This is a genomic window from Chryseobacterium sp. MYb328 (assembly GCF_037572595.1).
Lineage (GTDB): Bacteria > Bacteroidota > Bacteroidia > Flavobacteriales > Weeksellaceae > Chryseobacterium > Chryseobacterium pennae.
In genome coordinates this window covers 23,308-47,009 of record NZ_JBBGZQ010000011.1, presented here as the reverse complement: position 1 = coordinate 47,009, position 23,702 = coordinate 23,308, and the positions used below count along the sequence as shown (strand labels likewise).

Here is a 23,702-nt window from a genome sequence, read left to right as displayed (position 1 = left end):
CGATGAATCCTTACATTTACGTTTAACTAAAAATCGAAAAATGAATATTTTAACAGAAAAATTTAACACACCATATCACTCAGCACCGTTTGGTGACATTAAAAATGAAGATTATCTTCCTGCTTTTAAGGAATTAATTCAAAAATCTGAAGAAGAGATCAATGCCATTGTTGACAATCCTGAAGTACCTACTTTCGGAAATGTCATTGAGGCACTGGCTTATTCCGGTGAGCAACTGGATGTGGTTTCTAATATCTTTTTCAATTTAAATTCTGCAGAAACCAGTGACGAAATCCAACAGATCGCTCAGGAAGTTTCTCCGATTTTAACGGAATATTCTTCCAAAATATCTCAAAATGAAGCCCTTTTCAACAAAATCAGAAAAGTTTATGATGAAAAGGAAAAATATAACCTAAATGAGGAGCAGAAAATGCTTTTGAATGAAACCTACAAAGGTTTTGTAAGAAGTGGCGCCCTACTGAATGAGGAAGACAAAGAAAAATTAAAGAAGATCAGTATGGATCTATCTATAAAATCCCTGCAATTCGGACAAAATGTACTCGCTTCTACGAATGCTTATTTCAAACATATTACAGATAAAGAACAATTAGCAGGAATTCCTGAAGCGATTGTTGAGCAATTTGCAGAGGAAGCTAAAGAAAGAAATCTTGAAGGATGGGTGGTTACCCTACAATATCCAAGCTATATCCCGTTCATGACCTACGCAGAAAACCGCGAACTTAGAAAAGAACTGGCATTGGCTAATGGTAAAAAATCTTTTGATGGCGGAGAATATGACAACCAAAACCTTATCAAAGAACTTCTTCAGCTAAAACAACAGAAAGCTGAGCTTTTAGGCTATAAAGATTATGCAGATTTTGTATTGGAAGAAAGAATGGCAAAATCTCCGGTAAAAGTTATTGACTTTTTAAATGAACTTTTAACGAAGGCTAAACCCTATGCCAATAAAGAAATTGAAGAATTAAAATCTCTGGCAAAGAATGATGGAATTGAAGATATGCAAAGCTACGATCACACTTTTTATGCTGAAAAACTTCGTAAAGCAAAATATGATCTTAATGATGAGGAACTTAAACCTTATTTCCCGTTAAACCAGGTTCAGGATGCTGTTTTCGGTCTAGCTGGAAAACTGTTCGGCTTAACTTTCGAAGAAAGAAATGATATTCCGAAATATCATGAAGATGTAAAAGTATATGAAGTAAAGGAAAACGGAACCTATAAATCTTTATTATATGTAGATTATTTCCCAAGAAAAGGGAAAAGAGCCGGAGCATGGATGACGAGCTATAAAAATCAGTACAAGCAGAACGGAGAAAACTCACGTCCACATATCTCTGTTGTTTGTAATTTCAGCAAACCAACGAAAGATACTCCTAGCTTATTAACCTTCCAGGAAGTAACAACTTTATTCCACGAATTTGGTCACGCCCTTCACGGAGTAATGGCAGATACTCAATATCCAACACTATCAGGAACTTCAGTAAAATGGGACTTTGTGGAACTTCCGTCTCAGTTTTTAGAAAACTTCTGTTATGAGCCTGAGTTCCTGAAAACCTTTGCAAAGCATTATAAAACCGGAGAAGTTCTTCCTGACGAAAAAATTGAAAAAATTGAACAGTCTAAAAACTTTATGGAAGGCTATCAGACCTTAAGACAATTAGGTTTTGGTTTACTGGATATGAACTATCATACAAAAGTTGCAGAGCTTGAGAATGAAAGTGTAAAAGAGTTTGAAGATCAATATACAAAAGCGACAGCACTTTATCCTACCAATCCTGAAACCGCGATGAGTCCAAGTTTTTCCCATATCTTCCAGGGTGGATATTCCGCAGGATATTACTCTTACAAATGGGCTGAAGTATTGGATGCTGATGCATTCCAGTATTTTAAAGAAAATGGAATCTTCAACCCGGAGATTGCAGCAAAATACAAAGTACTTCTTTCTTCCGGAGGAACAAAAGATCCTATGGAACTGTATAAAGCATTCAGAGGAAGCGAGCCAAAAGTGGAGAGTTTGTTGAAAAGAGCTTTTGGATAGGAAAAACATTCAGATATATCTCAAAAACAAATGAATAGCATACCACAAAGACTCGAAAACGTTAAAAAACTCCAGGCAAAAAGATGGGAAAATGAAGATCATTGGGATACTTTAAACGATCTTTTAGTCAAAGAATTAGATGAAATTCTGCTTATTGAACCTGAGAACACTTCTGCGCTCATCAACATTGGTGCAATTTATTCTGATATGGGAGAAAATGAGAAGGCTTTGGATTATTTAAAAATAGCTTTAAACTTAGGCTCTGAGGATAAAAATCTTTTTGTAAACCTTGCTATTGTTATGGTTTATATGGAAAAACATCAGTCAGAATATTTAGAATATCTGGAAGAAGCTGAAGATAAAGTGGAGAACCCTCTTACTTTTAAAGCCTATTTTGACCCACAATCTCATTAAGAGCTTTTGGATAATATCTTTTTTAAATGATAACAGAATAAATACATAAACTGGAAGCAGCTTTTAATGGATCATTAAAAGCTGCTCTTACTCATATTGATTCTCAAAAATTACAAACTAATAATCTATGAAAACACCATTACAACAAAAGTATCTAAGAAAGCTTTCCGATCTAAATGATCATTTATGTTTTTATCTATTTAACAAACAAGAATTAAATGATAAGCTAAGTAATTTTACTCCAGAAGACAATGAATTATTTACACCTGATCTATTTCCACATAATTCATATTCCAAAAAAATAAATGTAACCCTAAAAAAATTACCTTCTTTTCAGGAACAAAATCAATTAATAAATTTTGGTTCATATTTTTCATTTTCTTATGAGTTTTTTCATGCTTATATGGAAGATGTTATGGAAATCATTAGTTATATAAATACAGTATCGCTTACTCGTTCTGAAAAACAAAATACTCCAATCGAAGAACAGCTACAATTATTAATTTCTAAATTAGGACATGGTACCCCTCAGCAGGAAGTTTTTGACACTATAAAATATTATCGATTAAGGAGAAATTATATTACACATTTACTAGAAGTATTAACATCAGGATTTTCTGACTTAATTAATGACGAAGGAGAGAATTTGAATTTATTTTGGAAGGATGCAGTTACTGAATTAGATTTCACAAATTATGACATAGGTGTAATTACAGAAAATGAGATTGTTGATCTTTTGAAAATACAACGAATTCTATTAACAATCATTGATAAATTTATTGCACCTCTTTTACAGAAGGAAGGAATAGCTAAATATATTTGTACCAAACGTTATATCCAGCCAGCTAGAATTAATAAAGATATTATAATTGAACGAAAAAAAACAGTTAGCAAACTTGCTATTGAGAGTTTTGGAGTAGAACTCACTGATACAGAAATGGATCACGCAGTAAAAACAATTGGAGTAAAAAAATAAAATATTTTTAAGCTTGTAAAATTTCATCTATATATTTCTTTCAAATTCTTACTCTGTATAATATTTGGTATTAACTATAACCTTTAGTAAACATGATCATCATTGAACAACTTTATCAAACCTTAGATCAGCGCCGCCGTCCCGAAGATGTAGCGGAAATGATCGTTGAGCTAATGAGAAATCATCTGAAGATTCATGAACTTGCTACTTTGAGTAAAGCAGCCAACCGCTCTCTGAAAAACAGCATCTATGGATATACTTCAATGCTTGAAACTTTTGGCACAGCCATTGGTGCAGAAAAACAGATCAAAAAGGCCATCGAAATCTTTAAGATTAATGAAAAAGAAAACACAGGTTATCACAGTGTAACCGGGATTGAAACTTTTCTAAATGAGGTTTCCCCATTGATCCACAAAGATTTTGGACAAAATAATTTCAAAAATGACAGGCTTAATAAAGATCTGAGAAAACTGGCCGGGTTAGACATTTCCAAAAGGAATTACAATAAGAAGTGGAGGCTTTTAAAGCGAATTGAAATAAGACTTCAGAAATTCATTCATGAATCAAAGAAAATTGAACTTCAGAAAATAGCCAAGCACGGACTTTCCCACACCATCAGTTTTGATCATTTCAGTAAAGATCTGAATACAGCCTGCTTTATCGCTTACTTCAATGCCAGAAGTAACCTAAGAAGTACTTTTACCAATCAAAGTCAGGAAAGACCATTTGATGAAATATGTGAAATGCTGTTCAACAGATGTTTGGAAACGTCAGACAATACCCATTGGGAAGCGATTTCCTATATTTATTCTGATGCTAAAGTTTTAGAACATCTGAATGATGAACAAAAGGGGAACCTCTTAGGCAAATGGACAAAGATTCTTGAAGAAATTTCAGATTTTCTTGAAGAACTCTGGAATGAAAACGATATTTACAGGAAAACAATGGCAGTAAAGAAAGGCAATGATTCCACTACCTGGAACAATACTGCAGGAGCCTGGAATAAAGCCAGAGATAACTGGATGAACCTCATCTATGCACTGGGATTGGAATCTATTCTTGAAGATATCTGTTTTGGGAAGGTGATGCGTCTGATGGCTGCAGATGTTATTGCATGGCATTTATCCAGCGGAGGAAAAATAGATCCCAATACAGAAGTTTGGAATGTAGTACCTTTGCCTTGGGAAGTTTTTCAGGAAAGAGCTTTCTGTAACAAGGAAATGATCATCAAGGCCTGTCAGGAAGCAGGTATTGATCCTGAAAAATCAGGTTGGATGGCTCCTAGAATTCATGGGGTAAGCGAATTTAAGCCCACCCCGGAACTGGTCCATGGAGTAACCGTTTCCAATCCTTTCCTGGCTAAAGTCTTAAGACAGAACAAGTATTTTTCAGGAAAACTCTGAAAACAAAAATAAAAAGGATAGGTTAGTTCAGTGGCAGAACACCTGGCTCTTTAACCGGGTTGACGCAGGTTCGAGCCCTGCACCTATCCTGATTTCTGATATAGTTCAGTGGCAGAACACCCGGCTCTTCACCCGGGAGGACACAGGTTCGAGCCCTGTTATCAGATCAAAATAATCTATGAAAAAAACGCATCTACTCTATTGCCTCCCGTTTCTATTCTTTTTAAACTGTAAAGAAGAAAAGAAAGACACTCTATCAGAAGCTCAATCACCGGAAGTTAATCAGGTGGAAAAAACAGATTCTTTGATCACTACAAAAATTGATTCTGCTCAGGTACCTCAATCATTACAATATAAAGGAAATTTCAAAGAAGGGTTCCGTTGGAAGGATACAACCGGAGAATATATTGTTGTTACGTCTGAAACAGGAGTTTACATCAATGAAAATTTTCAACATGAAAATGATGGTGGTGATGCTGAAGTATTCGCCCAGTGTTATTCTTTGGAAAATAACCAACAAATCTGGAAGGTTAATGATTTTATCAAAGACTGTATGGTAGATATTGATGCTGCATTTAAGAAAAATTCTTTAAGTGTAACAGATCTTGATAAAAACGGTATTGCTGAAATCTGGATGATGTATGAAATTGCCTGTAAAGGAGATGTAAGTCCTTCAGATTTAAAGGTCATCATGTATGAAGGAAAACAAAAATTTGCCATGCGCGGAGAAACAAAAATTCGAACAGGAATGGAAGATCATGGGAAACCTGTATATGAAGGGGGATCTTATACTTTTGATAAAGCTTTTCAACAGGGACCAAAAGTTTTCAGGGATTACGCTGAAAAATTATGGAATGAGCATATGGAAGATTAGCGGACTCTATTTTCTCCATTAAACTCAAATTCAATACATTTGACAAATAAAACTATATAATAACCTTAAAATTTTAATTATGTTTTTAGCTATCGTGCTTCCCTTTCTATCTTTTATTGTTAGAGGAAAAGTTATTACCGGAATTATCTGTTTTATTTTACAGATTACCTTAATTGGATGGCTTCCTGCAGCTATTTGGGCAGTGATGTCTTTAAATAATGAAAGAGCTAATCAACGAAATGAAGATTTAATCCGAGCAGTTCGTGAGGGCAGAAGATAAAATCATTTACATCTATAACATTCAATCCTTTATTTTGTAAAGGATTTTTCTTTGACAAATTTTGAAACAGCGCTTTAAAACTATTCCAGCTAATATTCGTAAATTTATTGTTCATTAATTCCGGTTTTAAAACTTTAAATGTTCCTGCCATGAAAGAAAATAAATACGACAACCCGTCTTTTTTTGACCAGTATGAAGAAATGCTCCGTTCCCAATTGGGACTGGAAGGAGCCGGAGAATGGCATGCCCTGAAAAATATGCTCCCTGATTTTAAAGGAAAAAACATACTTGATCTTGGCTGTGGATTCGGATGGCATTGCCGGTATGCCATAGAAAATGGAGCAAAATCTGTAATTGGTATTGATCTTTCTGAAAAAATGCTGGCCAGAGCACAGGAAATCAATAATCTGGAAGGAATTCTATATGAAAGAAAAGCCCTGGAAGATATTGATTATCCAGCAGAACAGTTTGATATTATCCTAAGCTCATTAACACTGCATTATGTAGAATCTTTTGACATCATCGCTCAAAATATTTATCAATGGCTGACTTTAGGTGGACATTTTGTATTCTCCGTGGAACATCCTGTTTTTACTGCTGAAGGAGGACAGGACTGGGTTTACGATAAAGATGGAGAAAAAACCTGCTGGCCGGTTGACAGATATTTTATGGAAGGAAAAAGAAATACTACATTCTTAGGGGAAAACGTTACCAAGTATCACAGAACTTTAACTTCTTATCTGAATACTTTATTGAAACACGGTTTCAAAATAAGAGAAATTATTGAACCGGGACCAAGTCCGGAAATGCTGAAAGAAATTCCGGAAATGAAAGATGAGCTCCGCAGACCTATGATGTTACTGATCTCTGTAGAGAAATAAAATATCGTTATCTGGTTATAAAATAAAAACATCATTTAACCTGAATAAAGGAAGCTATTGATGCCTAAGAAAACAACTATAACAGGATTTTATTTATTTTCTGGGACGAATCTGTCAGGTTTTATGGTAATCCGAAGAAATATTCAGTCCATCTGTTAACTTCCTGCCTCTCTCTTCCAGCTTCCAGCCTTTTCCATCTTAATCTTCTTACCCTGAACTCAGATTATTTTAAACACCATTAAGTATATTGCATAACATAGTAATTAAAATATTTTATATCTTTGTATAACAAATTACATAATATGATTACTCAAAAAACAATAACCTTTTTGATCTCTCTACTGATCTGTGGTACTATAAGTGCACAATTGCCTACAAAAAAATACGAAAAGAAAATAGACAGTCTCATTCTTACCGGATTTGGAAATCAAAATGAACCTGGCGGTGTATTTACGGTCACTCAGAAAGGAAAGACTCTTTACCGCAAATCCTTCGGAAAAGCCAATCTGGAACTTGATGTCAATATGACTCCTGAAAATGTTTTCCAAATCGGTTCTATGACCAAACAGTTTACTTCAGTATCCATTTTAATACTTGAGCAACAGGGGAAACTTAAAGTAAATGATCCAATATCAAAATATATCAAAGACTATCCGAACGGTGATAAAATTACGGTTCATCATCTTCTTACCCATACTTCAGGAATCAAAGATTTTACAAAAATGAAATCTTTATCTTCCATTGCCCAAAAAGAAATGGAACCTAAAGCCATGGTTGATTTTTTCAAAAATGAACCTGTTGATTTTGCACCCGGCGAAAAATTTGATTATAATAATTCAGGATATGTTGTTCTTGGCTATATCATAGAACTCGTTTCAGGTGATACCTATGAAAATTTCATCAGGAAAAATATCTTCGACAAAATAGGGATGACTCATTCCTATTATGCTTCGGACCGGAAAATAATCCCACAAAGAGCCTATGGCTATCATAAAAAAGAACATGGGTTTGTAAATAAAACCATTATCAGTTTCAGTGTTCCTTTTTCTTCAGGTTCGCTCATGTCTACGGCTGATGATCTATTGAAATGGCAGCAGGCTTTAAACCAAAATACCCTATTAAATTCTCAGGAAACTCAAAAAGCTTTTCAAAAATATAAGCTTAACAATGGAGAAGAATTTACATACGGATATGGATGGCATTTGAAGGAAATCAACGGAACTCCGGACCGTGAGCACGGTGGAAGTGTATTTGGGTTCAAAAGCATGGGTGTTTATATTCCTGAAGAAGATATGTATATAATAGGACTCAGCAATTGTGACTGCCATTCTCCAACCGAGATTACCCGGGATATTGCCAAAATAACATTAGCTGAAATAAAAGCCTCAGCAAAGAAACATTAAACTTAAATCAAACCACATTAAGAAAAAGTGATTCACCATTTTGTTGGATGAACAGTTCAATAGTTATTTTTGCTTTTGGGTAAAACATCATCAGGAACTTTAAAAATACTGACCAATACAATAATCAGGCAAAGGATATTAATCAAAATGGCTATTGTAAAAGCTTTATGATAGTGTTCTATTAAAGGTTTTTCTCCTAAAAAATAATAGAAGACGCTTCCTACTGCCACAATTCCTATGATGGCTGCAATCTGCTGAAAGGTATTGTAAACTCCGGACGCGTTTCCTGTCAGTTTTTCAGGCATCCCAGAAAGAGCGATATTTGCCAGAGAGGGAATTACAGAGCCCACTCCTACTCCATGCAGAAATAATAACAGGTATAGTTGATAAAATCCAGTAGAACCTTTGAAAAAAACAATCTGAAAAATCAAAATCAGAATGATAAAACCAAGTCCTGCCATCAGGGCTTTTTTCCCATATTTAAGGATCAGTTTCACTGAAAAAGCTGCAGCCAGGATAAACCCCAGCCCCTGAAAAACGATAACTTCTCCTGCTCTCATCGGACTAATCATTAATCCATCCTGAAAGAATAAGGACAAGATATAGAAATAAGAATCCAGCATAATAAAAAAGAAAGAAACAGCTATAATACCCAGCTTGAAATTTTTGTAACGGAACAGTTCAAAATCAATCAGGTAAGGTTTCTTGTTTTTCAGCTTATCTTTCTGATTTTTGATAAAGTAGATTAAAATTCCCACAGCAGTAGTCATGAGCAATACATTCTGAACACTAAAAATTTCCTTTTCAGAAACGGTAAGTGTGTATGTCATACTGAAAAGCCCTATCGACAATAGAAACACTCCCCAATAATCAAAGGATTCTTTTATACTGGTTCTGGACTCGTCCAAATGTCTTACACTGAAGAAAATAGCGACAATACATATAGGAATATTAATCAGAAAAATAAGCCGCCATGGTTCATCAAAAGCCATTAATGATGAAAAATAGCCGCCCAGAAACTGGCCGAGAATTGTCCCGATGCCAATGGTAATTCCATACATGCCCATTGCCTTTGTACGTTCTTCATGAGCTGGAAATAAAATCTGGATCATGGAAAGGACCTGCGGAGCCATCAATGCGGCACTTACTCCCTGAACAAGTCTTGAAATCATCAGCTGGATCACACCTTGTGAAATTCCACAGGTTATGGAACTGATCATGAAAAAGGTTAATCCTATAATGAAAATCTTTTTTCTTCCGTATACATCTCCTAACCGGCCGCCTGTAATGAGAAAAGAGGCAAAACCGATAAGGTAGGCTGCAATCATCAACTGCATTTCTCCGTTGGAAGCATTGATATCGCGCTGAATGGATGGTATGGACACATTTATTATAAAAATATCCATAATAGTCAACAATTGACCAAACAATATAACAAACAATTTCAAATACTTACTTTTCATTTTTAGATAGATATATCTATTTTTAAATTCATAAAAAAATTAGGGTAATAAACCCTGAATGATTTTTTTGATCTGATCAAAAGAATCATTTTTTCTGGTGATTGTGGAGGTTACTACTGCTCCTTCTATCAGTAAAAATATATTCTCAGTGATTAAATCGGGGTCTGACAACTGATACAATTCATTATATTCCTTCACAATATCACTGATTACTATTTTCTGTTTTTCTTTATGATTTTTTGCAAAACCGGATACTGCAGCATTCCCATCTCCTGTTTCTGAAACTATTTTGATGAAATGACAGCCTGAAAATTTTGAAGATTGTTGCAGCTTTTTACGGTAATCAATGATTGCTTCTATTTTTTCTTTCGGATCTGAAATAGACGTTATGCTCTTTTCCAACCCTTCAAACCAATTCTGTTCTTCTTTGATTAAATAAGCCTGAAGAAGGTCATTTTTGGATGCAAAATGATTATACAATGATCCAATGGCAATATCGGCTTCAGCAATAATCTGATTAATCCCGGTAGAATTATACCCTTGTTTATAGAATAGATCTGAAGCCACTCTGATAATTCTGTCACGTACTTTTTCTTTTTTCAACCTGAAAATTTTAACAAAGCTACATAAAAAATAGAGAAGTCACTCTATTTTTTTTATTATAGAGAAATTCTATCTATTTCATTAAAATTCTGTTCCTGAAATTCTTTTAATTGTCAAAATAATACGATCTTTAAATTAAAAGATCAGCCATGTTCAAGTTTTTCAGAAAGAAAAAAAAAATTAAGGTCAATCTCCATTCTATAACTATTCCCGATCAGGGATGGGAAAAAGTATCTGAGGACCATGATGCTATCAGATGGGTAAATCCCCAACAGTCTGCCCTGATTGTCCTTCACTATTTTGATAGAGAACCTGACCTCCCTACAGCAAAAGATCTCGATTATCTGAAAAGATTTTACAGAAATATTGCAGCTTCCTCCAATGGTGGCAGTATTGAAACAGATATTATTCATATTCACAATATCCCTTGCGTAAAAACAATTATTAAGACTCCTCAGCAGGAAACCGGAATGGCTTATATTGCCTCCATCACTATTCCTTTTGAAGACTGCAGCTATGTAATAAAAATTCAGACTGATGAAATTGGCATTACCGGGATGAGAGATGCGCTTATTCTTGACAGATTACACCAATCCGGAGAGGTAGAGATTGATGAAGAAAGCATGAAAAACTGGTTTGAAGATCCTTATGATCCTGATTTCAGACAGGGAACTTTAATGAATAAGTCTGAACTGGAAAAGTATGACCATGAATTCCCGGAACACCCGCTTTCCATTACCAGATCGCTGCTCAGATCAATAATTGCAACCCTCATTTTTAAGTCTGAAATAAAACAGCTTCCTTCATTTAAAAAATAAACCAATTCCCATGAACTCATCCAACCCTGTTGTTTATTTTGAAATTCCTGTTCATGATCTTGAACGTGCAGAAAGATTCTATTCTGCGGTCTTCAATTTCAGCTTTGAAAAGGAAATCATTGATCAGTACGAAATGGCTCTTTTCCCTTTTGAAGAAAAGAATAGTGGTATTACCGGTGCGCTGGCTAAAGGTGATGTTTATAAACCCACAAAAGACGGGGTTATCATTTATTTCAAAACAGAAAATATAGAGGCTACATTGGAAAAAGTTCTTCAACATGCAGGAAAAATTCTTTATCCCAAAAGAACAGATGAAAAATATGGTTTTGCAGTGGCTGAGTTTGAAGATTCAGAGGGAAACAGGATTGCGCTGCATGAAACAATTAAGTAAGGAAGATGGAGACTGGGAGACGGAAGTTACTAAGTATGTAAAAGCAAAACGTTCCACTATTGAAACATTGAGTTATACTAAACGAATTATTTTCTAAGTATTTCCCCAAATAATTATTGCTTCTGTCTTAAATATGAACCATATAGATTTCTATGTGGTTTAAAACTTCCAGCCTCCATCTTCCTGCTTCCATCCTCAAAACGCATTCCATTCATCACATAACATTTTTCAGAGTATGTTTCTGCTTATTTTGTATCTTTAATTACCATTTCTCTAAAAATATTTGGTAATTCGTTATGACAGAAGAACTTTATTTCATCAAAACCAATCCAAATATTGCTAAAATCAATTTGTACAATAAACTTTGCCGTGAAGAAGAAAATTTTCTGAGCTTCCTCCAGCCTGATGGAAAAGCAAGTCTTGAGATCATCAAGGATAAGGTAAAAGATTCTGTGGAAGAACTTACCCGGGAAGAACTTTTAAATATATTCTTATGGTTCAGTAAAGCTTATCCTTCAGATCATGAAGAAATAAGAACTCAGCTGTTCATTCATGGGATCGATCTTTTTTATGAAATTCAGTCACCTGTACATACTGAAAGCTATCTGCAATTACTTTCTGATTATGAAAAACTTTCTCAGGAAAATCTGAATTATATCGTCAATGCTCAGAATTTCAACCAATTCATGATCTATGGAATATTCCTTACTGAAATGATCAACCGGGAACAGGGCAAAGAAAATATTCTTTCGGATTATCTGAAACCGGATTACAAATCTTTATATGCTTTGGCAGAAAGTCATTCAGGGCTTAACAATATTGATGAAAAAAGCAGTATACATCTTCAACGTTACTTTAATGACCTTTATGACCTTACTAAATTTTATAAAGGATCTATTATTCAGTTGTAATCCAATAAAAAAGAGATTTTTATGTCTCTTTCAAAAGTTCAGGGTGTTGTATTAAATAATCAAGAGCTTCCTGTACAGCTTTTTCAGGGCTTTTGGGATTAAAACCCAGTTCATTTCTGGCTTTTGAAATATCAAAATCCTGCTGCAATCCGGAAAACATTGAAATATCTTTTCTCGTCAGTACCGGAGCTTTTCTGCTCAGCTTTGCAGAGAACTCCATCATTGCTGCAATGGTAAAAAGAATGCTTCTTGGAACAGAATTTGGAACTTTCAATTTTAAATCAGGGTAAAAAGTATTGGCCAGAACCGTTGTATCTGTAATGGACATACATTTTTCATTCGCCAGAATATAACGCTCGCCTGGCCGTCCTTTTTGGGCTGCCAGATAGCATCCTTCTGCAACATCTTTTACATCGATCCAATTCAGGGTAATTTTTGTATCTACAGGAATTTTTTTGTTCAGAATAAGCTTCAGAATACCATAGGAAACATTTAAAGGCAAAAAGGCATCACTGCCAATCATTGCTGATGGCATAATAGAAACAAGCTCTATCCCCAATTTTGCGGCCCATTCAAAAGCAAGCTTTTCACCATCATTCTTGGAGTTATAATACATATCTCTCCGATCCGGATTGTACCCGTTGCTTTCCTTTGCTGGCAATTGGGTATAATCAAGAGCTGCGATAGAGCTTACGTAAACGATTCTTTTCACTCCGGCTTCAGCCGCTGCTTCAATGGTATTTTGGGTTCCTTGGATATTGACATCGTAGATTTCTTTCTTTGGATCTTTAGCCCATAACTTAAAGGATGCTCCTACTGCATAAAACGTTTCTACTCCCTGAAGTGCTTTTACAAAAGATGCCTTATCAGTAATATCGGCTTGTACCAATTCACAGTTCAGTCCTTCAAAAGGTTTTGTATTATGGATATTCCGCACTGTTGCGCGCACCGGAATGCCTTGTTTTAATAAAAATCTGACTAAATTATTTCCCAGATGTCCATTAGCTCCTGAAACGAGGCTTAGATTGTTCTTTGTCATTACATTAATTTTAATGCAGCAAAGTTCAGTCTCTTGCTTCCGGAACTGCTTGACTTTTGTTAGTTAATTATTTTTCTTCTGATTCTGCTCAAACTCTCCGGTTTCATTCCCAAAAATGAAGCGATATATTGAACAGGCACATGCTTAATAATTTCAGGGTAGTCCTTCAGAAGTTTAAGATATCGTTGTTCCGCATTGAGTGCAGACAATTCTCTGGAACGATTTTCATTATAAGCAATGGAGTGTTGAAATACGGAAATACTGAAGTCTTTCATCGTCTGACTTTCATTGACCAAATAATCAAGATTTGCCTTTGTAATCCTTAGAAGTTCACATGCGGTAATACATTCCACATTATGATCCGAGACTGTTCCGCTGATAAAATGAGAATAAGAAGTAAAAAAACCTGGTGGGCAGTTGATATGTGTCGTCACTTCATTTCCGTTTTCATCCACATAAAACAATCTGAGGTATCCTGAAACAATATAATAAAGATAATTGGGGATCTTACCAACTTCTTCTATCACAGTATTTTTTGAAAAAGATACAGGCTCAAAATACTGCTGAACTCTTTCAATCTCTTTTTGAGAAAAATCATGATTGGAACGGAGGTATTGTAAAAGCTTGTCGTGCATCAAAGTCAAATTTATGTCCGGTACAAAAATAACCAAAAGAATAGCGAATATTTTTTAAATAAAAAACATTTTTCACAAACCGATGTAATATTCTCATTAAAATAATTGTCTTATACTAAAAGCTAAATATGAACCGGAAAATTATTCTTCTTTTAAGTCTTATTTCATCTTCTTTCGCATGGGCACAAAGTGTAGAAGGGGTTGTTACAGATAAAGAAAATAAACCAGTAGCAGAAACTGAAGTGCTTATCACAAAAAATGAGGCTAAATTTTCTGCTATTACAGATGACAAAGGATTGTTCAGAATTCCTTTAAAAGAGGATGGAAATTATATACTTGAGATTATAAAAGACGGGGTAAAAACCAACAATGAGAAAATTGCGGTAAAAGGAAATACCAAAAGGGATATTCAGATTAAGGAGGAACCTGTGGTACAGAAAGTAGAAGGCGTAACCATTACCGCAAAGAAAAAATTATTCGAGAGAAAAGTAGACCGACTGGTCTTCAATGTGGAGAATTCTGTAGCTTCCCAGGGTATTGATGCTATAGAAGCTCTGGCTAAAACACCGATGGTAAAAACCAGTGATGAAGCAATAAGCATTGCCGGAAAAAGTAATGTAGCGGTGATGATTAATGACCGGCTGCTGAACCTGAACGGGCAGGAACTTATCAATTATCTGAAGACAATCCGTTCTGATGATATTCTTAAAATAGAAGTGATTACCACACCTCCGGCAAAATATGATGCAGAAGGAAAAAGTGGATTGATTAATATTATTCTTAAGAAAAATGCCAATCTGGGCTGGAACGGATCTATTCAGACTTCAGGAAATTATTTTTGGGGCAAACCTACTGTTTCTTCAAGAGGAGGTGCTACTTTTAATTATCAGGGTGAAAAACTTTCACTAAGCACCAATTTATCTGCTGGTGATAATTACTGGCAGTATAATACTTACAATAATATGTCAGCCATCAGCAATAACAATTTCTGGAACAAGGATGGTGACAATCTTAATAATTACAAATACAAAAGTGGAAATATAAAAGCAGAATATAAGATCAATGATAAAAATCTTATTGGAATCAATTATAACTATTCACACAGCAACCCTTTGGAAATAGGTAAAAGTGAATCTGTAAGATTCAATGGAAAAGATCTGATCAATATTTCTTCCGACTTTAGAAACAGAAATAACAGAGATGTTCATAATGCAACGGCATTTTATGAGACAAAAATAGACAGTGCTGGAGGGAAACTGAATATAACAGCCAATGTAATGCTTAATAATTCCAACGCAAGAAATTTCTCCAATACCTATACTCCACAAGAGATCTATACCATGGCTAATCCTATCAGTAAATACAGAATTTACTCGGGACAGGCTGATCTGGAAAAAACATTTGGGAAGATAAAAACAGAATCCGGGCTTAAGTATACGAAGATCAAAAATGATTCTGAGTTTAATTTTTTTGATATTATCAACGGACAAAATCAGCTTAACGCAGGTAGAACCAATACATTCCTTTATAACGAAGAAAACTATGCAGCTTATGTGTCCACCAACTTTAAAATCAATGATCAATGGGATGCAAAGGCAGGTCTTCGCTATGAATACACAACATTGGAAGGTGTTTCTATGAATGATAATATTTCAACACAAATAAAATATGGTAAATTCTTCCCAACCGCATATTTAAGCTACAAGCCTAATGAGAATAATTCATTTTCATTAAGCTATTCAAGAAGAATTTCACGTCCCTATTTTGGAAACCTGAATCCGTTTAAATATTTCACTTCCAACTTTGAATACACTACCGGAAACCCTTATTTATTGCCATCATTTTCAGATAATTTTGAATTCGGGTATGTTTTGAATAACAATCTCAACATTACATTATATCACAGTTACAACAAAGACAGCTGGGACAGAATTCAGATGATTGATGAAAATTACAGATATACCATCGCCAAGAATTTCTATAATGAAAATCAGACCGGAGTCAATATCAGTTATAACTACAACAAACTGAAATGGCTGGAATCTACTATTTTTCTGAATGGATATTATACCAAAGCAAAATCTTATGATCCTTCCATTCTTCCTGTTCCTCCGGGATACAGTGCCAATGTAAATATAGACAATAGTTTCTTCCTCAATAAAGATAAAACAGTGACTTTCTTACTGGGATTATGGGGAAGCCTTCCGAACAGGGATGGAAATACCTATTACTATACCAATGCCTCATTATATACAGGGCTAAAATTAGCATTCATGGATAAAAAACTTCTAGTTAACCTGTATTTGAATGATGTTTTGAATACCAACCGTGAAAAAGGAATAGAATATTATCCGGACTATAATATTGATTATCAATACAAGGGAATCACAAGAAATGTTCACCTTTCCCTTACTTATAAATTCGGGAATAATAATGTAAAAGGGGCTACAAAACAGGTGAAATTTGAAGACTCCAACAGAGCAAATGGCGGCAACAATTAAAACCCGCTTTTCCTTTAGCACAAAAAAACAAAAACAGGATAAAAACAATAACCCCGGCCGGCAGTGCTTTTACAATAAGGTTCTGCCGGTCTTTTTATGTGACAAATATGGATCAGATATAAAAATTAAACGAAAAATGATTAATCTTTTACTCTTTTTGAAGTAGGTTATAATTTCTCTTTCCGCAAATGTTTTTATTTTCTTACTTCATACTTTTAAGATAAAGAAGGTTTATCCATCGGCTTCATCCAAATCGATTGTAAATCGATTCCATCTTAGCTAACTTAAAAATAAGGCGTATTTTAAATAAACTTTGCGTCAAATTTATTGATCCAATTTAGTCGGCCTCTTTTTTTAAGGCAGAAAATGATCTGATCTTGAAAAAGCAGTACACCATTCCTCCAAGAAAATAAGCCAGCACATCCAAAATATCTCCGGTAAATAAAGGTGATATTTTCGGACAAAGAACTTCAAACAAAAAAGACAGATATAGAAGTGAAGTGAGAATAAACTTAAAATCCGGTTTCCAATGAAAACCCAACAGAGAATTCATGATATATTCTATCAGATAGCAGTACATCGGAACGGTAATAAAATCAGTGAAATGATTATTGATAACAGGAATAAAAATACCATTCTTTCTTAGCAGGATCATGACTGCCCAGGCTGCCAGTCCCAACAAAAACCAATACGAAATCTGTGTTTTCATTACATGTGAAGCACTGCCATAATGAATCCAATGATCACCTGCAGGACTTTTGCCATAATATCCTGAATATCGGTTTCATTTTTCTTTTCACGGTTTCCGGCAGTCTCATAATCAAACTTTTGTTTTCCTTCCATTGTAATAAGATTTGATATTGCAAATATATTCAAATTAGAACAAATGTTCTAATTTTGAAAATATGATTTTTCACATTCTGATTATTCTTATATTTGAAAGATGAGTACCAAGGAAAAAATTTTGGCCAAAGCACTGGAACTCTTTAATGAAAAGGGTTACAACAATATTACCACAAGGCATATTGCGGCTGATCTTTCCATAAGCCCTGGAAATTTGCATTATCATTTCAAACATTCGGAAGATATTATTAAGATCCTTTTTACAGAACTTATCCTTAAAATGGATGAATTACTGAATAAAATAAAGAAAAAAGAGAACAAAACTCTGGAAGATCTTTACCTACTGACTTTTTCTACCTGCGAAATATTTTATCATTACCGGTTTATCTTTATCAACCTTGTAGATGTATTAAAAAAAATACCGGAGGTTGAGGCAAAATATGAAGGGATCAATTTCAGCAGAAGAGAAGAATTTCAATTGATTTTTTCTGATCTTCAAAAGAATAATATTTTTAAAAAAGATATTCCGGACTTTATCATGAACAGTCTTACAGAGCAGATCTTCATTATTGCAGATAACTGGCTTACCCACAACAGACTGATTTCAAAGCTTAATAAAAAAGCAGCTATTCAGTCGTACACACTCTTACTGATGAATCTCTTCTACCCTTTACTCAATAAGGAACAGCAAACACTCTATGAACAACAATACATCCGATAACCTGAAGATCATCCTCAGGGAAGGAAATCAGTATGATCTTCCGGAAATGCTTCAGCTTTTTAAAGACACCATTACAACAGTATGTAATAAAGATTACAATACAGATCAGCTTGAGGCCTGGAAATCCGGTGCTGACAATCAGGAAAGATGGGAAAAGGTGATCAGTAAGCAATATATTTTAATTGCGGAGTCTGAAAATAAAATGGCAGGCTTTTGTACTCTTGACCAGGGAAATTATATTGACCTTCTGTTTGTTCATAAAGATTATCAACATCAGGGAATTGCTTCGAAGCTTTACAGACTGATTGAAAAAGAAGCCTTACAGCAAAATCAAAAGTTCCTGACTGCCGATGTCAGCAAAACAGCAAAACCTTTTTTTGAAAGGATGAATTTTAAGATTATTCAGGAACAAATTGTGAGTGTAAAAGGAGTTGATCTCGTCAATTATAAGATGGAAAAGAGCTTATAGCATGATAAAAAACATATAAATTCATTTTAACAGTTTCTGGCACAGAATTAGCTTAAGAAATTGCAAGTAAAATTGTTTTGAACCATTATTTTAGACCATTAAGATACGTAAATGGTTAAGTTTTTTCTAAAAAAACAAATCTTGTTATAATCACTTACACTACATCTTAATGGTTTAAATATTGGACAACTGCAACAATTCTTTACATTACTTAAATAACAAGATCCTGGTAAGAGAAATCTTTTAAAGATAAATACCTTACTTATCCTCCATCAGTAATTTCCTTTATTTCAATATGTGGCCTGAAAATAACTTCCTGTTGTTTTGATTCGTCTGCAATATTAGATAAGATGATAACTGATATTTTTGTTTTGGGATAATAAACAAGCAAAGATGGAGCCCCCTTTACATAACCACTATGGAAATAAGCAACAGGAGCCTGCGTATTCCGCATGATTCCAAGGCCATATCCTGTTTTACCAAAAACAGAATGTTCTCTTACAGAACTTTGTGTAGTGAGAAGTTCAAGAGTCTTAGGCTTTATAATTCTCCCTCCATAAAGAGCCTGGTTCCAATTCAATAAATCATCAACAGTTGAGAGGATTCCTCCGGCAGGAATCCCAACTTTAGAGCTATTCAGTCTCTCAGGCATATTCCGTACTTTTTCATAACGATTCAAGCTGCCTACATATACTAATCCAAAATCCCCTCCATTGAATGAGCTTCCGGTTGAAGAATTAGCCATACCTGCTTTTTTGAATACCTTCAACAGATTTTCATTATATGATTTTCCTGAAGTTTTTTCGATAATCCTCCCTAAAGTGTTATACCCATCATTAGAATAATAAAACCCTGTACCACTTTTAAACATAAGTTTCCCTCCCAAAGTGTTAAGCCCTGAAGTATGATTTAAAAGCTGCCGGATTGTAATATTTTCATATTCTTTTGTTTGAAATTCCTTTACATATTCTGAAACTTTATCATCTAAATTCAATCTGTTCTGCTCCATCTGAAGTAAAATAAGAACAGCTGTAAACTGCTTGCTTATGGAACCAATCGCAAACATGGTGTTTTTATTAATTTTGGTTTTATTACTGAAATCAGAAAACCCTTTATTTTTTCTATACACTTGAACAGTGCCATCAAAAACAGCAACACTACCGTTAAAATTATTTCTTTCACAAACTGCATCCAGCTGTTGTGTCAGTTTTCCGGTCTTGCTTTTACCAGAAAAAGAAAACAGAGCAATAAGAAATAAGAATAGGAACCCTAATTGTATTTTTATATTATTTTTCATTTGTGTTTTTTTGATCATAATTTATGATACAAACATAGATACCTGGATTTTGCAATAAAAATATGAATGATCAACTTATGGATTTTAATGACAAACGTAATTGATCAAGCCCTATCATCATAATTCGAAGGGCCAGGAAGATGATTGAAAACTGCTTCCAAAACTTTTAAAAATATCAGTAACAGTTTGCTTCAGGTCTTTCCTGTTTATAATTTTCCCTTTATTTGGAGGCGTAAGCTTCCCGGGCTCAATTCTAATATCATTAATCTTCTTTGCAAACCATGTAACGTTTTCGTGCGGCAAAGCTACTCCGAGAATCATTCCTGGTAAACCGTTGAAAGATTCGGGGCCACCAGATACCGGTATCTGATCTGTATAAAAAGCGACTACATAGATAGAATCCATGATCAATCCGTTAGCTCTCCGGCAGTTGAATCCCGCAATTTCTCTGAATTCATCAGTTATTTTCCATTTTACAGACTGAATAGAGTCCTGTATCAGAAATCTGTCTTCAAACACTTGTTTTTCTGTAATTTGCTTGTGATTATCATAATCTGTGTAGGTTGTATTTATTTGATTAACAGCTGGATTATTTTCAAAAAAAATATCTGAAGCCGAATCATTTTTTATCGGAGTGAACAGACTCTTTTTTTCTGAAAACTGCAATGTACTTTTCGTGCGTTTAAATTGAGGAAAAGTCTTTTTATACTCTTCAAAACGCATGTTTGAAACAACATCATCATTCGTGATTCCTCTTTGAATTAATGCGTACATATTATTGCTCCGTTCATATTCTATTATTCCTTCGGTTATAAATTTTGTTTCCTGTGCATAATATGATTGTATACTGATTATTAACAGAATACAAATCTTTGTAATATTATTTTTTTTCATAAAAACAGTTTTTAAAGGTTTTGATCTCCACCCATTTTATTAAAATCCCAGATAAGCGAAAGCATAAAGTACCTTTTTATTGTGGTAAAGCTGGTTTGGCTTAACATATTCCCATTGATATTTCTGGTAAAACCGGTATTTTGATTCAAAAGATCATTCGCTGATAAGCTAAGTTTTAAACTCTCTGACTTCAGAAATTTTCTACTGATCTGAGCATTTAAGATCAACATGCTGAAACTGGTATTAAATGATGCTGTTTTTGCTTTATACTCATAACGGGCATCTGAACTCAGCTCAATTTTCCCAGGTAGCTGCACAACTATATTAGTATTTCCGTTTAACCCCCAACCATTATTATTCGCCTCTTTCTGCAGAGAAGATTCATTCGTTGTATAAGTAGGTCCGAAACTTATAGAACCCTGATAAGAGGTATGATCATAGCTTGATAGCATAAAGTTTCCTAAATAGGTATTAGACTGCATTTTATTAAGTACATTATTGACGTAACTGTAATAAGTATTTCCGCTGGAATTAAAATACAGTCCTCCTGTCATTCCAATAAATTTTAATTTTTGCTGATAACTGGCTCTCAAACTATAACTATGTGTTTTATTGTCCTCCAGATTTACCCACCTGTAGATACTTTTCCCTACATCATCTATTTCAATACTGTTGATGACAGGACTTGAAGTTATCCCAAAATTTGCTCCCAGATAAATGCTTTGTTCGTTCAATGTTCGGTAAGCATTATAGCTTGCTTTTATTTCTTGATTGAAAGAAGGTTTCAATAATGGGTTGCCGGTTATAATATTCAACGGATCATTATTAACCCTTACAGGTTGAAGCTGATCAAAAGTTGGTCTTATAGTGTTTCCTGAGTAACCCACTTCAAGCTGTTTCTGAGGTCCAACCTCATATGACAGATTAGCTTGTGGATTCCAGTTGGTAAAATTTCTTTTAAAGGAAGATTGCTGAACCCAGTCAGACTGGTCAAGATCCATACTGATTATTTTTGTTCCGAAATTAATCGTTGCTTTATCTTTCTTTAGATTAAAAATTGCACCTCCAACGTTCATACGCTGAGTCAGCGTATAATTATTGCTATACTTCTCATCGGGAATAGTATAATTACCATCGGCAGAAAGATTAAACGTCTTTCTGTCTGCCCTGTTCTTATTTATTCCATAAGCATAGCTCAATACAAGACTTAATGAACCCGTTAAAGGTTCCGTATAGGCTAGGTTACCTATAAATTCAGAACTTTTAATTGAATTGGTTTTAAATTGATCAATGACCTGTACGTTATCTGGACTACCATTAATTCCTAAAAATTCGTTATGAGTTCGTAAATATCCGTCTGTTTTAGAATCTCCCAAATTTTGTTTAAGATTGGCAGATAATGTTCTTCCTGCTTTTTTTAGTTTTTTTGTCAGAAATACATTTGCATTCAAAGACTGATCATAGCCTTTGTTTGTTATTGTCCTCAAACTTGTATTTAGCAATCGCTCCTGAGAAAAACTTTTCCCGCTGAAGAATTGCTCATTACTGATTCTTTTATGATTTCCGGCGACAGATACCTTTACACTAGAAGTGGAATCCGGCTTTATCTGATAACTGATATCCAACTTTTGTCTGGATGTACTGTTGGAAAAAGACTGGTCCGAATTTGAGGAAATAATTCCTGCTAACAGGTTATTTTGATTTAATGTATTTTTAGAACCGTCAACTGAAATAGATCCATTCTTATAATTAACATTAACTGCTTCTTTATTATTATTCCACTTGGTATCATAATGTATTCCTCCCGATTTCACTATAGGAATCCCTTCCCCATTATATTGTCCGGATTGTGCATCAAGTCCGTTTTCATCATCTGTAGTCATAGATCCCCGTCCTGCTTCATCGAATTGAATATCATCTGCTGATCCATACTTTTGATTATCTTCCCATCCGAGACTTATTTTTCCGGTATTCCCAAAAATTCCATAGGCAGAAAGTTTTTGCTTTCTTTTAAAATAATTGATCATTCCTTTAATATTGTAAAAGTTTCTTGTACCTCCACCCACATCGGCTTGCCCGAAATATCCGTTTTTAGCATCTTCCTTCAATTTTATATTAATGGTTTTCTCTTTCACTCCATCATCAATTCCCGTAAAGGCAGCCTGATCACTTTTTTTGTCGTATAGCTGAACTTTAGAGACCATATCTCCCCTAATATTTTTAGTAACCAGCGTAGGATCATCTCCAAAGAATTCTTCACCATCCACCAGTACTTTATTTACTCTTTTCCCCTGTGCCGTAATCTTACCCTCCTGGTCAACCTGTATTCCCGGCAGCTGCTTCAGTAAATCTTCTACCTTAGCATTAGGTTTAATGATATAGGATGATGCATTAAATTCTGTGGTATCTTTTTTTATCCTTACTGCTGCTGTCTTTCCTTTTAAAATAACCTCTTCAAGCAACTTTTCTTTCCGGAACAGTTTTATTGCACCAAAATCAATATCATTTTTTGTCTGATCCGGGCTAAATGACAACACATGGTCAGCATAATCATGATAGGTGATCAAAAAAAATATTTTTTCACTTTGATTTCCGGACATATTAAAATTTCCGTTTTCGGAAGCCCTGGTAAATTTGACTAAAGTAGAATCTTTTGCCTTCAAAGCTGTAATAGTGGAACGGTGCAATGCCGAACCGGAAATACCATCCGTTACAGTTCCTTTAACACTCCAGTTTGATTGCGCCATACAAAACCCTGAAAAAATAAATGTGAATATGAACAGAAAAGCTGCATTATATTTTGGTTGGTAATTCATCAGTTTATATT

Annotated in this window: 23 protein-coding genes and 2 tRNA genes; 16 read left to right on the top strand and 9 right to left on the bottom strand. The window is 34.5% G+C overall.

The annotated features are described in order from the left end of the window. The first annotated feature begins 40 nt into the window (after positions 1-40). The 10 genes from WH267_RS12495 (at position 41) to WH267_RS12450 (ending at position 8,290) form a co-directional block, all read left to right on the top strand. Complete coding sequence (locus WH267_RS12495; protein ID WP_340008625.1) at positions 41-2,059, top strand: M3 family metallopeptidase; 2,019 nt, start codon at positions 41-43, stop codon at positions 2,057-2,059. Positions 2,060-2,089: 30 nt separating this feature from the next. After that, on the top strand, positions 2,090-2,473 hold the full coding sequence (locus WH267_RS12490) for a tetratricopeptide repeat protein (RefSeq protein ID WP_340008623.1): 384 nt from the start codon (positions 2,090-2,092) through the stop codon (positions 2,471-2,473). A 127-nt stretch (positions 2,474-2,600) separates the two neighbouring features. Next, positions 2,601-3,449 carry a hypothetical protein gene (locus WH267_RS12485; RefSeq protein WP_340008621.1) on the top strand — a complete coding sequence of 283 codons (849 nt, stop codon included), beginning with the start codon at positions 2,601-2,603 and terminating at the stop codon, positions 3,447-3,449. 92 nt (positions 3,450-3,541) lie between these two features. Next, complete coding sequence (locus tag WH267_RS12480; RefSeq protein ID WP_340008619.1) at positions 3,542-4,852, top strand: hypothetical protein; 1,311 nt, start codon at positions 3,542-3,544, stop codon at positions 4,850-4,852. A gap of 15 nt (positions 4,853-4,867) precedes the next feature. Then, positions 4,868-4,942: transfer RNA gene (locus WH267_RS12475), tRNA-Lys, on the top strand. 4 nt (positions 4,943-4,946) lie between these two features. Next, positions 4,947-5,019 (top strand) — tRNA-Lys (locus tag WH267_RS12470). A gap of 11 nt (positions 5,020-5,030) precedes the next feature. Further along, positions 5,031-5,726, top strand: coding sequence for a M949_RS01915 family surface polysaccharide biosynthesis protein (locus WH267_RS12465; protein WP_340008617.1), 696 nt, complete (start codon positions 5,031-5,033; stop codon positions 5,724-5,726). A 79-nt stretch (positions 5,727-5,805) separates the two neighbouring features. After that, entirely contained in the window at positions 5,806-6,006 is a 201-nt protein-coding gene (locus WH267_RS12460) for a YqaE/Pmp3 family membrane protein (RefSeq protein ID WP_228438571.1), read from the top strand. A 149-nt stretch (positions 6,007-6,155) separates the two neighbouring features. Then, positions 6,156-6,887, top strand: coding sequence for a class I SAM-dependent methyltransferase (locus WH267_RS12455; RefSeq protein WP_340008615.1), 732 nt, complete (start codon positions 6,156-6,158; stop codon positions 6,885-6,887). A gap of 302 nt (positions 6,888-7,189) precedes the next feature. Next, complete coding sequence (locus tag WH267_RS12450) at positions 7,190-8,290, top strand: serine hydrolase domain-containing protein (protein ID WP_340008613.1); 1,101 nt, start codon at positions 7,190-7,192, stop codon at positions 8,288-8,290. A gap of 56 nt (positions 8,291-8,346) precedes the next feature. Here the strand turns inward: WH267_RS12450 and WH267_RS12445 are convergent, their stop codons facing one another. Then, a complete protein-coding gene (locus WH267_RS12445) occupies positions 8,347-9,753 on the bottom strand; it encodes an MFS transporter (RefSeq protein WP_340008611.1) in 1,407 nt (468 codons plus the stop codon). Positions 9,754-9,792: 39 nt separating this feature from the next. Beyond that, complete coding sequence (locus WH267_RS12440; RefSeq protein ID WP_340008608.1) at positions 9,793-10,356, bottom strand: TetR/AcrR family transcriptional regulator; 564 nt, start codon at positions 10,354-10,356, stop codon at positions 9,793-9,795. 149 nt (positions 10,357-10,505) lie between these two features. On the opposite strand from WH267_RS12440, the gene WH267_RS12435 reads away from it, so the two are divergent. The 3 genes from WH267_RS12435 to WH267_RS12425 all read left to right on the top strand — a co-directional run bounded on the left by WH267_RS12435 (position 10,506) and on the right by WH267_RS12425 (position 12,476). Next, complete coding sequence (locus WH267_RS12435; protein WP_340008606.1) at positions 10,506-11,174, top strand: hypothetical protein; 669 nt, start codon at positions 10,506-10,508, stop codon at positions 11,172-11,174. 10 nt (positions 11,175-11,184) lie between these two features. Next, positions 11,185-11,565, top strand: a complete 381-nt coding sequence (locus tag WH267_RS12430) for a VOC family protein (RefSeq protein WP_340008604.1) — start codon at positions 11,185-11,187, stop codon at positions 11,563-11,565. A 296-nt stretch (positions 11,566-11,861) separates the two neighbouring features. After that, positions 11,862-12,476, top strand: coding sequence for a hypothetical protein (locus WH267_RS12425; protein ID WP_115970113.1), 615 nt, complete (start codon positions 11,862-11,864; stop codon positions 12,474-12,476). Positions 12,477-12,495: 19 nt separating this feature from the next. On the opposite strand, the gene WH267_RS12420 is transcribed toward WH267_RS12425, so the two are convergent. Continuing rightward, a complete protein-coding gene (locus WH267_RS12420; protein ID WP_340008602.1) occupies positions 12,496-13,515 on the bottom strand; it encodes an NAD-dependent epimerase/dehydratase family protein in 1,020 nt (339 codons plus the stop codon). A gap of 59 nt (positions 13,516-13,574) precedes the next feature. Then, entirely contained in the window at positions 13,575-14,150 is a 576-nt protein-coding gene (locus tag WH267_RS12415) for a Crp/Fnr family transcriptional regulator (RefSeq protein WP_115970111.1), read from the bottom strand. A 128-nt stretch (positions 14,151-14,278) separates the two neighbouring features. On the opposite strand from WH267_RS12415, the gene WH267_RS12410 reads away from it, so the two are divergent. Further along, the gene (locus tag WH267_RS12410) at positions 14,279-16,651 is read left to right on the top strand and encodes a TonB-dependent receptor domain-containing protein (RefSeq protein ID WP_340008599.1); all 2,373 of its coding nucleotides are present in this window, start codon (positions 14,279-14,281) and stop codon (positions 16,649-16,651) included. Positions 16,652-16,988: 337 nt separating this feature from the next. On the opposite strand, the gene WH267_RS12405 is transcribed toward WH267_RS12410, so the two are convergent. Further along, complete coding sequence (locus WH267_RS12405) at positions 16,989-17,360, bottom strand: hypothetical protein (RefSeq protein WP_340008598.1); 372 nt, start codon at positions 17,358-17,360, stop codon at positions 16,989-16,991. Then, positions 17,360-17,494, bottom strand: a complete 135-nt coding sequence (locus WH267_RS12400; RefSeq protein ID WP_259080637.1) for a hypothetical protein — start codon at positions 17,492-17,494, stop codon at positions 17,360-17,362. The genes WH267_RS12405 and WH267_RS12400 overlap by 1 nt, the downstream gene beginning before the upstream one ends. A gap of 100 nt (positions 17,495-17,594) precedes the next feature. Here WH267_RS12400 and WH267_RS12395 point away from each other — a divergent pair, with 100 nt between their 5' ends. Further along, on the top strand, positions 17,595-18,215 hold the full coding sequence (locus WH267_RS12395) for a TetR/AcrR family transcriptional regulator (RefSeq protein WP_115970108.1): 621 nt from the start codon (positions 17,595-17,597) through the stop codon (positions 18,213-18,215). Beyond that, complete coding sequence (locus WH267_RS12390) at positions 18,193-18,684, top strand: GNAT family N-acetyltransferase (RefSeq protein ID WP_115970107.1); 492 nt, start codon at positions 18,193-18,195, stop codon at positions 18,682-18,684. Before WH267_RS12395 ends, WH267_RS12390 begins: the two co-directional genes overlap by 23 nt. A 262-nt stretch (positions 18,685-18,946) precedes the next feature. Here the strand turns inward: WH267_RS12390 and WH267_RS12385 are convergent, their stop codons facing one another. The 3 genes from WH267_RS12385 to WH267_RS12375 all read right to left on the bottom strand — a co-directional run bounded on the left by WH267_RS12385 (position 18,947) and on the right by WH267_RS12375 (position 23,691). After that, complete coding sequence (locus tag WH267_RS12385; RefSeq protein WP_340008593.1) at positions 18,947-19,981, bottom strand: serine hydrolase domain-containing protein; 1,035 nt, start codon at positions 19,979-19,981, stop codon at positions 18,947-18,949. 117 nt (positions 19,982-20,098) lie between these two features. Then, positions 20,099-20,875 carry a GLPGLI family protein gene (locus tag WH267_RS12380; RefSeq protein WP_340008591.1) on the bottom strand — a complete coding sequence of 259 codons (777 nt, stop codon included), beginning with the start codon at positions 20,873-20,875 and terminating at the stop codon, positions 20,099-20,101. 11 nt (positions 20,876-20,886) lie between these two features. Then, positions 20,887-23,691, bottom strand: coding sequence for an outer membrane beta-barrel family protein (locus WH267_RS12375; protein WP_340008589.1), 2,805 nt, complete (start codon positions 23,689-23,691; stop codon positions 20,887-20,889). Positions 23,692-23,702 lie beyond the last annotated feature (11 nt).

Coding starts and splice junctions, on each gene's coding strand:
- WH267_RS12495 (WP_340008625.1), top strand. CDS start 41: ATGAATATTTTAACAGAAAAATTTAACACACCATATCACTCAGCACCG.
- WH267_RS12490 (WP_340008623.1), top strand. CDS start 2,090: ATGAATAGCATACCACAAAGACTCGAAAACGTTAAAAAACTCCAGGCA.
- WH267_RS12485 (WP_340008621.1), top strand. CDS start 2,601: ATGAAAACACCATTACAACAAAAGTATCTAAGAAAGCTTTCCGATCTA.
- WH267_RS12480 (WP_340008619.1), top strand. CDS start 3,542: ATGATCATCATTGAACAACTTTATCAAACCTTAGATCAGCGCCGCCGT.
- WH267_RS12465 (WP_340008617.1), top strand. CDS start 5,031: ATGAAAAAAACGCATCTACTCTATTGCCTCCCGTTTCTATTCTTTTTA.
- WH267_RS12460 (WP_228438571.1), top strand. CDS start 5,806: ATGTTTTTAGCTATCGTGCTTCCCTTTCTATCTTTTATTGTTAGAGGA.
- WH267_RS12455 (WP_340008615.1), top strand. CDS start 6,156: ATGAAAGAAAATAAATACGACAACCCGTCTTTTTTTGACCAGTATGAA.
- WH267_RS12450 (WP_340008613.1), top strand. CDS start 7,190: ATGATTACTCAAAAAACAATAACCTTTTTGATCTCTCTACTGATCTGT.
- WH267_RS12445 (WP_340008611.1), bottom strand. CDS start 9,753: ATGAAAAGTAAGTATTTGAAATTGTTTGTTATATTGTTTGGTCAATTG.
- WH267_RS12435 (WP_340008606.1), top strand. CDS start 10,506: ATGTTCAAGTTTTTCAGAAAGAAAAAAAAAATTAAGGTCAATCTCCAT.
- WH267_RS12430 (WP_340008604.1), top strand. CDS start 11,185: ATGAACTCATCCAACCCTGTTGTTTATTTTGAAATTCCTGTTCATGAT.
- WH267_RS12425 (WP_115970113.1), top strand. CDS start 11,862: ATGACAGAAGAACTTTATTTCATCAAAACCAATCCAAATATTGCTAAA.
- WH267_RS12420 (WP_340008602.1), bottom strand. CDS start 13,515: ATGACAAAGAACAATCTAAGCCTCGTTTCAGGAGCTAATGGACATCTG.
- WH267_RS12415 (WP_115970111.1), bottom strand. CDS start 14,150: ATGCACGACAAGCTTTTACAATACCTCCGTTCCAATCATGATTTTTCT.
- WH267_RS12410 (WP_340008599.1), top strand. CDS start 14,279: ATGAACCGGAAAATTATTCTTCTTTTAAGTCTTATTTCATCTTCTTTC.
- WH267_RS12405 (WP_340008598.1), bottom strand. CDS start 17,360: ATGAAAACACAGATTTCGTATTGGTTTTTGTTGGGACTGGCAGCCTGG.
- WH267_RS12400 (WP_259080637.1), bottom strand. CDS start 17,494: ATGGAAGGAAAACAAAAGTTTGATTATGAGACTGCCGGAAACCGTGAA.
- WH267_RS12395 (WP_115970108.1), top strand. CDS start 17,595: ATGAGTACCAAGGAAAAAATTTTGGCCAAAGCACTGGAACTCTTTAAT.
- WH267_RS12390 (WP_115970107.1), top strand. CDS start 18,193: ATGAACAACAATACATCCGATAACCTGAAGATCATCCTCAGGGAAGGA.
- WH267_RS12385 (WP_340008593.1), bottom strand. CDS start 19,981: ATGAAAAATAATATAAAAATACAATTAGGGTTCCTATTCTTATTTCTT.
- WH267_RS12380 (WP_340008591.1), bottom strand. CDS start 20,875: ATGAAAAAAAATAATATTACAAAGATTTGTATTCTGTTAATAATCAGT.
- WH267_RS12375 (WP_340008589.1), bottom strand. CDS start 23,691: ATGAATTACCAACCAAAATATAATGCAGCTTTTCTGTTCATATTCACA.